General features: G+C 51.6%; 13 protein-coding genes and 1 pseudogene. 8 read left to right on the forward strand and 6 right to left on the reverse strand.

The features are described from left to right. The first annotated feature begins 68 nt into the window (after nt 1-68). The 3 genes from HMPREF2726_RS03155 (at nt 69) to prfH (ending at nt 3,136) form a co-directional block, all read left to right on the forward strand. Nucleotides 69-935, forward strand: a complete 867-nt coding sequence (locus tag HMPREF2726_RS03155; protein ID WP_009312966.1) for a LysR family transcriptional regulator — start codon at nt 69-71, stop codon at nt 933-935. A 414-nt stretch (nt 936-1,349) separates the two neighbouring features. After that, nucleotides 1,350-2,489: an RNA ligase RtcB family protein gene (locus HMPREF2726_RS03160; protein ID WP_070602129.1), complete on the forward strand. Its 1,140-nt coding sequence runs from the start codon at nt 1,350-1,352 to the stop codon at nt 2,487-2,489. A gap of 2 nt (nt 2,490-2,491) precedes the next feature. Further along, nucleotides 2,492-3,136, forward strand: coding sequence for a peptide chain release factor H (gene prfH / locus HMPREF2726_RS03165; protein ID WP_009312964.1), 645 nt, complete (start codon nt 2,492-2,494; stop codon nt 3,134-3,136). A gap of 120 nt (nt 3,137-3,256) precedes the next feature. Here the strand turns inward: prfH and HMPREF2726_RS14085 are convergent, their stop codons facing one another. After that, entirely contained in the window at nt 3,257-3,457 is a 201-nt protein-coding gene (locus tag HMPREF2726_RS14085) for a protein MIGRI (protein WP_003675061.1), read from the reverse strand. Nucleotides 3,458-3,614: 157 nt separating this feature from the next. Between HMPREF2726_RS14085 and HMPREF2726_RS03175 the strand changes: the two genes are divergently transcribed. The 3 genes from HMPREF2726_RS03175 (at nt 3,615) to HMPREF2726_RS03185 (ending at nt 6,285) form a co-directional block, all read left to right on the forward strand. Beyond that, nucleotides 3,615-4,754, forward strand: coding sequence for a homoserine O-succinyltransferase MetX (locus HMPREF2726_RS03175; RefSeq protein ID WP_070602130.1), 1,140 nt, complete (start codon nt 3,615-3,617; stop codon nt 4,752-4,754). After that, entirely contained in the window at nt 4,751-5,332 is a 582-nt protein-coding gene (gene metW, locus HMPREF2726_RS03180) for a methionine biosynthesis protein MetW (RefSeq protein WP_039405916.1), read from the forward strand. Before HMPREF2726_RS03175 ends, metW begins: the two co-directional genes overlap by 4 nt. 68 nt (nt 5,333-5,400) lie before the next feature. After that, a complete protein-coding gene (locus tag HMPREF2726_RS03185; RefSeq protein WP_070602131.1) occupies nt 5,401-6,285 on the forward strand; it encodes an NMB0938 family lipoprotein in 885 nt (294 codons plus the stop codon). A 176-nt stretch (nt 6,286-6,461) separates the two neighbouring features. Here the strand turns inward: HMPREF2726_RS03185 and HMPREF2726_RS03190 are convergent, their stop codons facing one another. The 5 genes and pseudogenes from HMPREF2726_RS03190 to potA form a co-directional block, all read right to left on the reverse strand. After that, on the reverse strand, nt 6,462-7,706 hold the full coding sequence (locus HMPREF2726_RS03190) for an NAD(P)/FAD-dependent oxidoreductase (RefSeq protein WP_246827852.1): 1,245 nt from the start codon (nt 7,704-7,706) through the stop codon (nt 6,462-6,464). Nucleotides 7,707-7,712: 6 nt separating this feature from the next. Further along, nucleotides 7,713-7,904 (reverse strand): annotated as a pseudogene (locus HMPREF2726_RS14625) (hypothetical protein); the annotation flags it as partial. 88 nt (nt 7,905-7,992) lie between these two features. Beyond that, the gene (locus HMPREF2726_RS03195) at nt 7,993-8,880 is read right to left on the reverse strand and encodes an ABC transporter permease subunit (RefSeq protein ID WP_003765987.1); all 888 of its coding nucleotides are present in this window, start codon (nt 8,878-8,880) and stop codon (nt 7,993-7,995) included. Further along, nucleotides 8,880-9,845, reverse strand: coding sequence for an ABC transporter permease subunit (locus HMPREF2726_RS03200; RefSeq protein ID WP_003766008.1), 966 nt, complete (start codon nt 9,843-9,845; stop codon nt 8,880-8,882). The genes HMPREF2726_RS03195 and HMPREF2726_RS03200 overlap by 1 nt, the downstream gene beginning before the upstream one ends. 15 nt (nt 9,846-9,860) lie before the next feature. Beyond that, complete coding sequence (gene potA, locus HMPREF2726_RS03205; protein WP_009312960.1) at nt 9,861-10,985, reverse strand: ABC transporter ATP-binding protein; 1,125 nt, start codon at nt 10,983-10,985, stop codon at nt 9,861-9,863. Between the two features lie 541 nt (nt 10,986-11,526). Here potA and radC point away from each other — a divergent pair. Both radC and clpB read left to right on the forward strand, forming a co-directional pair. After that, a complete protein-coding gene (radC, locus tag HMPREF2726_RS03210) occupies nt 11,527-12,207 on the forward strand; it encodes a RadC family protein (protein WP_003759908.1) in 681 nt (226 codons plus the stop codon). 432 nt (nt 12,208-12,639) lie between these two features. Then, nucleotides 12,640-15,213 carry an ATP-dependent chaperone ClpB gene (gene clpB, locus HMPREF2726_RS03215; protein ID WP_070602133.1) on the forward strand — a complete coding sequence of 858 codons (2,574 nt, stop codon included), beginning with the start codon at nt 12,640-12,642 and terminating at the stop codon, nt 15,211-15,213. The last annotated feature ends 140 nt before the right edge of the window (nt 15,214-15,353 follow it).

Consider the following 15,353-nt stretch of genomic DNA (forward strand, 5'->3'; position numbering starts at 1 on the left):
CGTTTATAAAAACACGAAAATAAGATAAATTGGCAAACACAGCTAAAAAATGCACAAAGGAAGCAATAATGGATTGGGACTGGAACGGCATCCGCCACTTCACCACCCTCGTGGAAAAACAAACCCTTACCGCCGCTGCCGAACACCTGGGCGTGCAGCACAGCACCGTTTCGCGGCAAATCGCCCAGCTGGAAAACGCACTCGGCCTGCGCCTGTTTGACCGCATCGGCAAACGCTACCTGCTCACCCCCGAAGGCGAACGACTTTACCGCCATGCCTGCGAAATCTGCAAAGATATGAGCATGTTGCAGCGTACTGCACGCGAACAGGCCGAGCTGCGGCACAGCGTCGTCATTTCCGCACCGCCATTCGTCGCCCGACTCCTGCTGATGCCCCACATTGCCGATTTCTACCGCAAACACAACGATATACGCCTCATCATTCAAAGCGATGCCGCACTCGCTGACCTGCACGGCCGCCAAGCCGACATCGCCCTGCGCCTCGTCCGCCCCACCCAAAACGACCTTGCCGTGCGCCGCATCGCCCATTTTGCCTACCGCATCTACGCCCATGAAGGCTACCTGAAAACCATCCGCCGCGAAGACTGGCGTTTTGTACAAATTGCCGTAAATACCCGTTTTTCCCGCTGGTTTGCCGAACAAATCGGCGAAGATGCCGACATTTCCTTCGCCAGCAACGACTTCGCCGCCGTCAAACAAGCCGTGTGCGAACAAATCGGCATCGGTATCCTGCCCGATTTCGCTGTTTTCCCTGCCGACAGGCTGCATCCCGTCTCACTCAATCCAGATGCCCCGCCGCCCGAATTCGCAGCGGAACTCTTTCTGGTAATGCACGAAGACGTACGCCGTAGCCCCAGCGTCAGGGCGGTGGCGGATTACTTCGTGGAGGCATTGGAACACATGTCGGCAATATGAAAAAGCAGCCTGAGCTTCAATTTCTAAAGTGCAGGCTGCTTTTTGTTTCCATTGCTTCATGACGGTATTGCAACACCTATTCACAAAAAAACACAGTTTGATTGTAACGTTTCAAACATTTCCCCTATAATCCGCCTGTTTTCAATTTTCACATGCAAAGAAAGGAGCAGCCATGACACGCAATACTTCAATCCGCTCAATCACATTCTTTGCAGCCCAAGCGTCGGTCTGATTTTCGGACAACGCGTTCCCGCATTTTCCCTATCGCCCGCTTCGGGCTGCTTTCCCATCAATCGGACAGAGGTCGTCTGAAAACGTCAGACGGCAGTCGGTATATTTTCAAACCGGACATCTTTTTTGTTTTGTCGGTTTGGACACGTTTTGCCATCTGTCCGTTTTAAAGAAAGCATACACATGGGCAATTATCAAAATCCCCATCATATTCACATCATCGCTGATTCAGAAACCTGGATTGAAGGCAACGCCGTCGCTCAATTTGAAACCACCGCCAAGCTGCCGCATATGCTGCGCGTAGCCGGCATGCCTGATTTGCACGCGGGGCGAGGTTATCCCGTCGGTGCAGCATTTTTCAGCGAACACCATTTTTACCCCGCGCTCATCGGCAACGACATCGGCTGCGGCATGGCGTTTTGGCAAACCGATTTGTCTGCCGCCAAGCTCAAACCCGCCAAACTCGCCAAGCAGCTTGGCAACATCGATACGCCTTTGAGCCAAGACGAACAAGAATCCTTGCTTGGAGAACCCGCATCCGATTTTTCGTGTTCAGACGACCTCGCTGTCGGCACTATCGGCGGCGGCAATCACTTTGCCGAATTGCAAACCGTTGAAACCGTTTACCGCGCCGATTTGCTTCCCGCTGCCTTTGATTCAAACCGTTTGCAATTGTTGGTACACAGCGGTTCGCGCGGACTGGGGCAGCAAATTTTGCGACGCCACATCGAAGCCTACGGCCATCGAGGTTTGGCGGAAGGCAGCGAGGCTGCGGCGGACTATCTTGCCGAACATCAGGCAGCCCTTGAGTTCGCCCGTTTAAACCGCCGTCTGATTGCCGCCAGAATGCTCGACCGCTGGCGCACGGAAGGCGAATGCCTGCTCGACGTGCATCACAATTTCCTCGAACAAGCCGAAATCGCGGGGCAAACCGGTTGGCTGCACCGAAAAGGCGCAACGCCCGCGGATAAAGGTCTGGTGATGATACCCGGCTCGCGCGGCGATTACAGCTATCTGGTTCTGCCGACCCAAGATTGCCAAATTTCGCTGAACACATTGGCACACGGCGCAGGACGGAAATGGCAGCGCGGCGAATGTAAAGGACGCCTGTCGCACAAATATTCCGCCGACAGCCTGCGTCAAACTGCCTTCGGCAGCGTGGTCGTTTGTCAGGATAAGGCTTTGATTTTTGAAGAGGCTCCGCAGGCTTATAAAAGTATAGACAGCGTCATTTCAGCCATGAAAAACACAGGTCTGATTGAATTGGTCGCCCGGTTCAAACCCGTTTTGACTTATAAAACCAGCGGCGGATGCGGAGAATAAATATGAAGCAAAATTTACAAACGGTTTATCTGCAAATTTCCACTGCGCAAGGGCCTGCCGAATGCCGCATCTTTGCCCGTTTCGTATTGGGCAGGATACTTGCCGAGGCGAAGGCGGAAGGTGTCGAGGTGGAAATCATCTCCGAAACCGCCGATAAACACGGCATTATGTCGGCGGTGCTTAAATTGGACGGCAAACATGCCGAAACTCTGGCACAGCGTTGGCAAGGTTCGCTCCAATGGATATGCGCCAGCCCCGTCCGCCCGAAGCATCCGCGCAAAAACTGGTATATCGGCGTTTTCCGTATGCCCGATATGCCTGAAATGCCGTCTGAAAGCGAGATTGAGTTTCAAACCTGCCGTTCGGGTGGCAAAGGCGGACAGCACGTCAATAAAACTGAAAGTGCCGTCCGTGCCACTCATAAAGCAAGCGGTATTTCCGTGCGCGTCGAAAGCGAACGTAGTCAGCATGCCAACAAAAAATTGGCTTTGACCCTGCTGGCGCAAAAGTTGGCGGAACATCATGCCGGACAGACCGACGATTACGCCCGCGCACAGCACAGCCGGCTTTATCAGGTGGAACGCGGCAATCCGAAACGGACGTTCGTCGGAACGGAGTTTAAGGAGAAGCCGGATGCTAAATCTTGAGCTGAGGCTGCCGCTTTGGCAACATCGTCATCCCCCGTGTTTTTAATATACGGGAAAAGGTCGTCTGAAAACCTGAATTTGGGTTTTCAGACGACCTTTTGTCTGGCTATCAACGTCCGGTCAATAAGAATCCGGAATGTGTTTGAAATACAGCATGACCAGATACCAAAACAGCGTCGCTGCGGCAGCACCGAGCAGTACCCATGCGCTGATTTTGGCGACATCGCGCAGGGCACGTTTTTGCTTGCGGCTGAAGAGGCGGTTGATGATCAGCGCGGCAAGTGCGAAAAAGAAAAAAATACGGAAAAGTCTGCCTATCATATCGGGAAGCGGGGGAGGTCGTCTGAAAAAGTATGGTTTGGGCGCGGCAGTATGGGGACGGATGTTTGAGCGCGTCAGGCTGCTTGTCCGACCGTGTCAAAAAGTCATGCCGTTTGCTATATAATAACGCTTTTCGCCGCATTTGTTGGAACAGGATATGAGTCAAAGTGCCTCGGTGGGCATTGTAACGCCCCAAAAAATTCCGTTTGAGATGCCGCTGGTTTTGGAAAACGGTAAAACTTTGCCGCGTTTCGATCTGATGATTGAAACCTACGGCGAGCTGAATGCCGAAAAAAACAATGCGGTTTTAATCTGCCATGCGCTGTCGGGCAATCATCATGTTGCGGGCAGGCATTCGGCGGAGGATAAATATGCGGGCTGGTGGGACAATATGGTCGGTCCCGGCAAGCCGATTGATACGGAACGTTTTTTCGTGGTCGGTTTGAACAACCTGGGCGGCTGCGACGGCAGCAGCGGGCCTTTGTCGATCAATCCTGAAACGGGCAGGGAATACGGCGCGGATTTTCCGGTGGTTACGGTGAAGGACTGGGTAAAATCCCAAGCCGCGCTTGCCGATTATCTCGGTATCGAACAATGGGCGGCGATTGTCGGCGGCAGCTTGGGCGGTATGCAGGCTTTGCAATGGACGATTTCCTATCCCGAGCGCGTGCGCCATGCCTTAGTGATTGCATCTGCGCCGAAACTCTCGACGCAAAATATCGCGTTCAACGATGTAGCACGTCAGGCGATTTTGACCGACCCCGATTTCAACGAAGGACATTACCGCAGCCACAATACCGTTCCCGCACGGGGCTTGCGGATTGCCCGAATGATGGGGCACATCACTTATCTTGCCGAAGACGGTTTGGGCAAAAAATTCGGACGCGATTTGCGTTCAAACGGTTATCAATACGGCTACGGCGTTGAATTTGAAGTGGAATCCTATCTGCGTTATCAGGGCGACAAATTCGTCGGACGGTTCGACGCCAACACTTATCTGCTGATGACCAAAGCTTTGGACTATTTCGATCCGGCGGCGGATTTCGGTGATAGCTTGATCCGCGCCCTGCAAAATGTGAAAGCGAAATTTTTTGTCGCCAGCTTCAGCACCGACTGGCGTTTTTCGCCCGCACGTTCCAAAGAGCTGGTCAAAGCGCTGATTGCCGCGCACAAGCCGGTGCAGTATATCGAAGTCAAATCCAACCACGGCCATGACGCCTTTTTGATGGAAGACGAAGCCTATATGCGCGCCGTAGCGGTTTATATGAACAATGTTGACAAGGATTGCCGATCATGAATTTGCGCGACGATTTGCAGTTGATTTACGACTGGATTCCCGAAGGCAGCCGCGTCTTGGACTTGGGCTGCGGCGACGGCGAATTGCTGGCGGCTTTGGTGGAGCACAAAAAATGCAGCGGCTACGGCATCGAAATCGACACCGACAGCGTCATCTCCGCCATGTCGCGCGGCGTAAACGTCATCCAAGCCGATTTGGAGCAGGGTTTGGCAGAATTTGGCGACCAGACGTTTGACGTTATCGTTTTGAGCCAAACCATCCAAGCCATGCAGAATACCGAAAAAATCCTGCGCTGTCTCATGCGCGTGGCGAAACAGGCGATTGTCAGCTTCCCGAATTTCGGCTACTGGCGCAACCGCTTCCAAATCGCCATCGGCGGTCATATGCCGGTTTCCGAGCGCATGCCCTACCATTGGTACGACACGCCGAATATCCATTGGTGTACGCTCAAAGACTTTGATTTATTGTGCGCCAAAAACAAAATCCGCGTCCTCGAGCGCGCGGTCATGACGGGTAACAAACAGGTCAAACATTTCCCCAACCTGTTGGGTAGCTTGGCGTTTTACCGCGTCGGGTAAGATGGGTTGAGCACCTTGTTGGCAATAACAAGGTTCTTGAGTTGTACTAACAGGAGGTCGTCTGAAAAATGAAGTGGCAGATTTTCAGACGACCTCTTTATGTTGAAAATAAAATAATGAAAAATGAAACGTCATCACTTCTCTTATGGCTTACTGCAATCATGCTGACTGCGTGTTCTCCAAGCAAAGAAGATAAAACAAAAGAAGTCGGCGCATCCGCTGTTCCATCCTCCGCGTCATCTGCTTCTTCCCAACCCGATTTGAATCCAATCGCGTCCAACTCTAATAGCGTCAAGCAAGTAGAAGGCGCACCTTCTTCAAATTGCACCAACCTGCATCAGATTGGCGGCATTGATGATTTTGTCCGTCAGGTTGCCGAAAATATCGATTCCAGTTGTTTGTTTGAACGCAGCCCTAAAGAATTGGCGGCGATTTGGGGCATTCCCGGCGGAGATGATCCGCTGGAGCAGGCACTGTTCCCTGATATTGATCCGAATGATCCTAAAAACGTTGATAAAGTGATAGAGGCTATTGATCAGATGGGAAAAGGGGAGCGGAGCTATAATCAGCAGGCGGTTGAACCGGTGGTACAAGAAATGAAAGCACTCAGGCGTCGGGATACTTTGGTTTTATCAACAGGCAAACAGACAAGCCAAGGTTCGGATCAGCCGCTGAGGGTAACGCACAATTTCGACATAGAAGGAACGCCGGAATATCTTAAGAAACATGGCGGCGGGTTTGGCGGTAGTTTTCAAAACATCAGCCAGTTGCCCGAATATTTGAAAGCACACGGAAAGATTTTTGAGGCGCAAAGGGTATTCCGCCTTTTCAACCACGACCGCAGCCCTGATAAGCCCTATCTGGAAATTGTGTTTGACGAAAGTGGAAAAATCGTTTCGATTACCGTATATGAAAATGTTTCCAATCCGGCAAGCGGGATTCATTTGATGTAATGGGTTTGGAGCACAAACGGAGAGGGTAGGAATCTAAATGCATCGGGCGTTCGTTGAACATTTGATGCGATAGCAGTTTGATTGGAAGTCTTCAATTCAATATCGAAAAGGTCGTCTGAAACCTGAATCGGGTTTCAGACGACCTTTTGTTGATGTGTTCGAGCTTAACCAAATGCTTAACGGCTGTCTTTCCATTGGTAATATTTCGAGCCGAGGAAGGAGCCGAGTTTGCGCAGGAAAGGTTGGGTAATGATGCTGGGGTGTTTGAGTTTTTCAAACGGTTTCAGACGACCATCGTCACCCATGATGGCTTCGGCGATGGCAAGGCCTGCTATGCCGGTAATCGCCATGCCGTGTCCCGAGTAGCCTTGGGCATAGTAAACATTGGGCGCGAGCCTGCCGAAGTGGGGGGCGAGGTTGGCGGTGATGTCGCATTCGCCGCCCCATGAATGTTCGATTTTGACATCAGCAAGCTGGGGGAAGACTTTGAGCATGTCTTGGCGGACAAGCTCGGTCATGCGGTCGGGATCGTCGATGAATTCGTTGTCTTTGCCGCCGAAGAGCAGGCGGCCGTCGGCGCTGAGGCGGTAGTAGTCGAGGACGTGGCGGTTGTCGCAGACAGCCATGTTGTTGCGGATGAGTTCTTTGGCGCGTTCGCCCAGCGGTTCGGTGGCGATGATGAAGGTGCTGACGGCGATGGCTTTTTTTTCCAATGGCTTGAATTTTTGATGCAAACCGGCGTAGGTGTTGACGGCATACACGAGGTTTTGGCATTCGATGCTGCCGTCCGGGGTATGGACGAGCCAGCCGCCTTGATAGGGTTCGATACGGGTCATCGGGGACTGTTCGAAAATCTGCGCGCCTGCTTCGGCAGCGGCGCGGGCGATGCCCAGGGTATAGTTGAGCGGATGGAGATGGCCGGAATGAGGATCGAACTGTGCGCCCAAGTACATATCGCTGGTAAGTTGTTGCTTGAGCGTGGCTTTATCCCAGAGTTGGTAATGGGTAGCGCCGTAATGTTGTCGGGCGTGTTCATGCCATTGTTGCAATTCTTCCCAATGCTGCGGGCGGATGGCGACGGTGGCGTAGCCGCGCTGCCAGTCGCAAGCGATTTGGTGTTTTTTAACCCGTTCGTCAACGAGTTCGACGGCTTGCAGGGATTGCTGCCAAAACCAGCGGGCTTGTTCCAAGCCGACTTGTTTTTCGATTTCTTCCATACCGCAGGCATAATCGCTGATAACTTGCCCGCCGCTGCGCCCTGATGCGCCGAAGCCGATACGGGCGGCTTCGAGTACGGTAACTTCGCGTCCGTTTTCGGCAAGGGGAAGGGCGGTGCAAAGTCCTGTCAATCCTCCGCCGATGACGCAGGTCTCGGTTTTCAGACGACCTTCAAGCTTGGGATAAGCGGCGTGGGGATTGATGGTGCTGAAATAATAGGAGGGAAGGTATTCTTTGAAATTGGGATGAATCATAGGGTAATGCTTTGTGTGGTTTCAGACGACCTTTGGAGGGTATAGTGGATTAACTTTAAACCAGTACGGCGTTGCCTCGCCTTGCCGTACTATCTGTACTGTCTGCGGCTTCGTCGCCTTATCCTGATTTAAATTTAATCCACTATAGTTGAGGGTCGTCTGAAAAGTTGTCAAACGGGTTGTGTGAAGAAAACAGGCTGACCTTGCATTGATGCGGTCAGCCTGTTTGATTGGGTCAATTTGTTTTTTCTGCGGCGAGCTTTTCCTGACGGTAGGCTTCGGCGGCTTCCCGATCGCGTTTGGTTGCTTGGCGCATCATCCAATAATTGATGACGATGACCAGCGTACCGATGATGCCGATCAGGATGGTTGCCAACACATTCATCTGCGGGTCGAGACCCAGCTTGATTTTGGAGAAAATCACCTGTGGCAATGTGGAAGAACCGGGGCCGGACAGGAAGGAGGTAATCACCAAATCGTCCAGCGACAGGGTAATGCCGAGCAGGAAGCCTGAAGCGATGGCAGGCGCAATCAAGGGCAGGGTGATGACGAAAAAGATTTTCAGCGGACGCGCACCCAAGTCCATTGCGGCCTCTTCGAGCGATTGGTCAAGCTCCACCAGACGCGAACGGATGACGACGGTGATGTATGCCATACAAAGCGTCGTATGCCCGAGAAAAATGGTGAAGAAACCGCGGTCGAAGTACAGGTTTTGCAGCAATTCGCTACCTTGCAGGAACATCTGCACCTGAATAATCAGGAGCAGCATGGACAGACCGGTAATCACGTCAGGCATAACCATAGGCGCGGAAATCATACCGGCAAACAAGGTGCTGCCGCGGAAGCGTTTGATGCGAGCCATCGCGTAGCCTGCCAGCGTACCCAAAACGACGGCTGCAAGCGAGGATGCGGCGGCAATGCGCAGCGACAGCCAAGCGGCTTCCAAGATGGTGTCGTTTTCCAGCAATGCGCTGTACCACTTGGTCGAAAAGCCGCCCCAAACGGTAACCAGCTTGGATTCGTTGAACGAATAGATGACCAAAACGACCAGCGGAATATACAGAAACGCCAGCGACAGCATCAGCATCAGTTTCAGGAACCAGGATAATCGGGATTTCTGCATTATTTGGATCCTTCCTCTAATTCGCGGTTTTCATAATGCTGGAACAGTGCAATCGGTACGACCAGCAGTGCGACCATGACGACGGCGACAGCGGAAGCCAACGGCCAGTTGTTTTGATCGAAGAACGCCTGCCACAAGACTTTACCGATCATCAGGTTTTCCGAACCGCCGACCAGCTCGGGAATCACAAATTCACCGACTGCGGGTACGAAAACCAGCATGGAGCCTGCGATGATGCCGGTTTTAGACAGGGGCAGGGTAATGGTGAAGAACGATTTAATCGGCCCTGCGCCCAAATCAGAAGCAGCTTCGAGCAGGCGGTTGTCGAGTTTCACCAGTTGAGTGTAAAGCGGCAGGATCATAAACGGCAGATAGGCATAAACCATGACCAAGTTCAGTGAGAACGCGTTGTAAAACAGGTCTAAAGGCTCTTCGATAATCTGCATTTTAAGCAGGAAATTGTTGATGATGCCGTTGTGTCCCAGCAGGCCCATCCATGCGTAGACGCGCAATAGGAAGGAAGTCCAGAAAGGCAGCATGATGGCAAGCAGCAGGCCGTTGCGCATGGCGGGATTGGCGCGTGAAATCGCATAGGCAGTCGGATAACCAATCAGCAGACAAATGATGGTCGTCGTCAGCGCAGTCTTAATCGAAGACCAGTAGGTCATCAGATAGATATTGCTGTTTTCGCTGTCGCCGAACGGATTCAGGGTATTCCAAAAATTTTGGAAGATATCGGCATAGTTTTGATAACTGATGGCGATGTTCAGACGACCTAAATCTTCATCGACGCTGGTCAGCGGCGTAAACGGCGGAATGGCGATTTCTTGTTCGGCAAAGCTAATTTTCAGCACAATGGCGAACGGAATCAGAAACAGTACCAAAAGCCAAATATACGGCACGGCAATGACCGCGCGCTGACCCGGGCGGCGGAACAGTTTGTTTTTCAGTTTTTTAAGGTTCATCTCATTCCCCTTAAATCAACGGAACAACGGAGTCGGTTGGTTTTCCGGCCAGCTGATATAGACGGTTTCGTCCCAAGTCGGCGGCGTGATGTTGCGGACATACCAATAAGGTGCAGGAACTTGGCTTTTGACGACGCGGCCGTTGGCGAGTTTGATGTGGTAGATGGCGAAACTGCCCAAGTAGGCGATTTCTTCCACTGTGCCTTTTGCCCAGTTGAAGCTGCCCAAGTGGTCAGGTTTTTCTTTGTACAAATCAATGTCTTCGGGACGGATGCTGACCCAAATGTCTTGTTCGCTCGGGCCGCCTAGACCGTGGTCGATGCGGACGTGGTTTTCCAATCCTTCGCATTCGATAACGGCATAATCGGCATGGTCGTCAATCACGACGCCGCCGAAAATATTGGTCTCGCCGATGAATTCGGCGGTAAAGCGGCTGTTGGGGTAGTCGTACACGTCGCTGGGCGTACCGACCTGTTGCAACTGACCGTCAGACATAATGGCGATGCGGGTCGCCATCGTCATCGCCTCTTCTTGGTCGTGCGTGACCATGATGCAGGTTACGCCGACTTGTTCGAGCGTATTGACCAATTCGAGCTGGGTTTGTTGGCGCAGTTTTTTGTCCAACGCGCCGAGAGGTTCGTCAAGTAGCAGGATTTTCGGACGTTTTGCCAAGCTGCGTGCCAAAGCGATACGTTGTTGCTGGCCACCGGATAATTGATGCGGTTTGCGCTTAGCGTATTTGGTCATCTGCACCAGACGCAGCATTTCTTCCACGCGCGCAGCAATTTCATCTTTGGGCATTTTGTCTTGTTTCAGACCGAAGGCAATGTTCTGCTCCACAGTCATGTGCGGGAACAGGGCATAGCTTTGAAACATCATATTGATGGGGCGCTCGTAGGGGGCAAGTTTGGTAATGTCTTGACCGTCCAGAATGATTTTGCCCTGATTGGGGCTTTCCATGCCCGCCAGCATACGCAGCAGCGTGGATTTGCCGCTGCCGGAGCTGCCCAAAAGGGCAAAGATTTCATGTTGATAAATATCCAAGTCGATGTTATCGACAGCGTAATTGTCACCAAACTTTTTCACCAAGCCTTGAATTTTGAGATAAGGTTTGGCTGAAGACGCAGTGGTTGCGGTCATAATGGCAATACTCCAATAAAAATGACGAGTACCGGCAAAACGGATTTTCGAAAGGGTGATAAAAAGCTGTTTGATTGCTGGCGGGAGTCGCAACGTCGCAACGTCGTCTGAAACTCTTGTGAAGCGCACGGGCAGCATGGATGGGAAACGGGTGGAAATCCAAGGATAAACCGCTTCCGCCGAACTCGCTATTATATTAGCCTATGGCACGCAGGGGCAATACGAAATTGCCCGAAGGGGCTGATTTCTCGCGGATTTGATTTAAACGGGACATTTTGAAACCTGTCAGATTGAATCTGCCGTCAACCCTTACGGGCGGATAAGAAAAGGCAATCGCTTTCATGAGCGAAGTTTGAGCGCGTTGTTTTTATGCAATTAATTTATATGAATATTATGCCTATATTTTAAATATTCATTCGAAATATAATAAAATATGAAATATTTACATTAATTGCTTGATAGGCATTCGTTGTAAACAGTGTAATAACAAGCAGATTTTCAAACAAATTTTTTTCGTGAATGTTCACGCAAGGGGTAAAGCATGAGTATCAAACAGTGGCCTGAAGGCGAGCGGCCGCGTGAAAAATTATTGGCACGCGGCGCGGGTGCATTGAGCGATGCTGAGCTGCTGGCGATTTTGCTGCGGGTGGGGACGCGCGGGATGAGCGCAGTGGATTTGGCGCGTTATCTGCTGAACGAGTTTGGCAGCTTGGGCAAACTGATGAGCGCCGACGCTAAAACACTTTCCGCATACAAGGGCATGGGTTTGGCGAGTTTTACCCAATTTGCCGTCGTCAAAGAAATCGGCAGGCGGATTTTGGGCGAGGATTTGCAGGAAAACATCACGCTTTCCAGTCCGAAAGCCGTTGCCGATTATCTGCGCCTGCATTTAGGGCACGAAAAGATAGAAGTCAGCACCGCGCTTTTGCTCAACCGCCAAAACAGGCTGATTGCCATGCGCGAACTCTCGCGCGGAACGGTGGCAGAAAATACCGTCTATATCAGGGAAATCGTCAAGCTCGCATTGGACGAATACGCCGACAGCCTGATTATCGCGCATAATCATCCCGGCGGTTCGGCTACGCCTTCGCAATCCGACATTGCATTCACAGGTCGTCTGAAACAGGCTTTGGCATTGGTTGATGTCTCGCTTTTGGATCATTTCATTGTTACGGCGAAAGAAGTCTGCTCGATGCGGGAGCGGGGGTATATGGAAGGGTAAAAAGGCGTTTTGTCGGAGTCTGATAACGGTTTGTCTTGTTTTGATATTGTGCGAATAGATTGTTTATAGTGGATTAAATTTAAATCAGGACAAGGCCGACGAAGCCGCACAGTACAGACAGTACAGCAAGGCAAGGCAACGCTGTACTGGTTTAAAGTTAATCCACTATAGATAGTATTTAGTCGCCCCAAAGGTCGTCTGAAAATGTTTTCAGACGACCTTTTTGCTAATTTGAAAATCTTTATTTCTTATGTCGGCAATCTGTTATGAACTTGAACAATAAAAGTTATGCACAGATTTTATAATAATAATTTCAATATAAAACATATAGATATTAAAAATTTTCTATCATAATAAAATTTTGCTATTGAGTTATCCACATTTGGGCCTATATTGGGTGTAACGAAATTCTAACCAAAGGAAACCAAAAAGATGAGATTCGACAAATTAACCGCCAAATTCCAACAAGCCCTTGCAGAAGCTCAGAGTTTGGCGTTGGCTGCGGACAGCAGCTATCTGGAAGCAGGCTTCGTGCTGAAAGCCCTGCTTGACGATCAAAACAGCGGAGCCGCCGCGCTCTTGGCTCATGCGGGCGTGAACGTGCCGCAGGTGAAACAACGTTTGCAGCAGCATTTAAACAGCCTGCCGAAAGTGTCCGGCCAGGGCGGCGACATTATGCCCAGCCGCGAATTGCAGGCGGTGTTGAACCTGATGGACAAAGCGGCAACCAAACGCGGCGATGCCTATATCGCCAGCGAACTTTTCCTGCTTGCTTTGGTGCAGCAGAACGATGCGACCGGCAAAATCCTGAAAGAAGCCGGTGCGACCGAACAAAACATCAATGCCGCGATTGACGCGGTACGAGGAGGACAAAACGTGAACGATGCTAATGCCGAAGACCAACGCGATGCGTTGAAAAAATACACGCTCGACCTGACCCAGCGCGCCCGCGACGGCAAACTTGACCCCGTTATCGGCCGCGACGACGAAATCCGCCGCGCCATTCAGGTATTGCAACGCCGTACTAAAAACAATCCAGTGTTGATTGGTGAACCGGGTGTGGGTAAAACCGCCATCGTCGAAGGCTTAGCGCAACGCATCGTCAACGGCGAAGTGCCTGAATCCCTGCGCAACAAACGCCTGCTGGTTTTGGATTTGGCGGCATTGATTGCCGGTGCAAAATACCGCGGCGAATTTGAAGAACGCTTGAAAGGCGTGTTGAACGACTTAGCGAAAGACGACGGCAACACCCTAATTTTCATCGACGAAATCCATACTTTGGTCGGCGCAGGCAAAACCGACGGCGCAATGGACGCGGGCAATATGTTGAAACCGGCTTTGGCACGCGGAGAATTGCACTGCATCGGCGCGACCACCTTGGACGAATACCGCCAATACATCGAAAAAGACGCGGCACTCGAACGTCGCTTCCAAAAAGTATTGGTCGGCGAACCCAGCGTGGAAGACACCATCGCCATCCTGCGCGGTTTGCAGGAACGTTACGAAATCCACCACGGCATCGACATCACCGATCCCGCCATCGTTGCTGCCGCGGAATTGAGCGACCGCTACATCACCGACCGCTTCCTGCCCGACAAAGCGATTGATTTAATTGACGAAGCCGCCAGCCGTATCAAAATGGAGCTGGACAGCAAACCCGAGCAGATGGACAAACTCGACCGCCGCATCATCCAGCTCAAAATGGAAAAAATGCACGTTGCCAAAGAAAGCGACGACGCCAGCAAAAAACGTTTGGAACTGATAGACGAGGAAATCGACGGTCTGCAAAAAGAATACGCCGATTTGGACGAAATCTGGAAAGCCGAAAAAGCCGCGTCTTCCAGCACCGCCGACATCAAGAAACAGATGGACGACATCAAAGTCAAAATCGAGCAGGCCAAACGCCAAGGCGACTTTGCCCGCGCGTCTGAGCTCGAATACGGCGAGTTGCCGAAATTGGGTGCACAGTTGCAGGCGGCAGAAAGCAACCCCGACGGCAAAAAACAAAACAAACTCTTCCGCACCGAAGTCGGCGCGGACGAAGTGGCCGAAATCGTATCGCGTATGACCGGCATCCCCGTGTCCAAAATGATGGAAGGCGAACGCGACAAGTTGCTGAAAATGGAAGAAGTATTGCACCGCCGCGTGGTCGGACAAGACGAAGCCGTGCGTGCCGTGTCCGACGCCATCCGCCGCAGCCGCTCCGGCCTTGCCGATCCGAACAAGCCATACGGCAGCTTCCTGTTCCTAGGCCCGACCGGCGTGGGTAAAACCGAGTTGTGCAAAGCTTTGGCAGGCTTCCTGTTCGACAGCGAAGATCATCTGATTCGTATCGATATGTCCGAATACATGGAAAAACACGCCGTTGCACGCCTGATCGGCGCGCCTCCGGGCTATGTCGGCTACGAAGAGGGCGGCTACCTGACCGAACAAGTCCGCCGCAAACCGTACAGCGTGATTCTTTTGGACGAAGTGGAAAAAGCCCATCCCGACGTGTTCAACATCCTGTTGCAAGTATTGGATGACGGTCGTTTGACCGACGGACAAGGTCGCACCGTGGACTTCAAAAACACTGTTATCGTCATGACTTCCAACATCGGCAGCCAGCACATCCAACAAATGGGTACACAGGACTACGAAGCCGTGAAAGAAGCGGTGATGGAAGAAGTGAAAGCCTACTTCCGCCCCGAAATGATCAACCGTATCGACGAAGTGGTCGTGTTCCACGGACTGAATCAGGAGAATATCCGCAACATCGCGAAAATCCAGCTCAAAGGCTTGGAAAAACGCCTAGAAGCGCAGCACCTGCACCTGAAAGTGGACGATGCCGCCTTGGATTTGATTGCCAAAGCCGGTTTCGACCCCGTGTACGGCGCACGCCCGCTCAAACGCGCCATCCAGTCGGAAATCGAAAACCCGCTGGCCAAAGCCCTGCTCGAAGGCAAATACGCGCCCGACAGCACGATTCATGTGAAAGAAGAGGGTGGCAAGCTGGTATTTGCCTGATTTGAATGTAGATTGAGATAAAGTGATGAAAAGGTCGTCTGAAAACTGTTGGCGCTAAGTCCACTGATTTCAGACGATCTTATTAGGTTATTGTCCAATTTATACGTTTTGTATAGTGGATTAAATTTAAATCAGGACAA

The organism is Neisseria sp. HMSC074B07 (genome assembly GCF_001810355.1).
GTDB lineage: Bacteria > Pseudomonadota > Gammaproteobacteria > Burkholderiales > Neisseriaceae > Neisseria.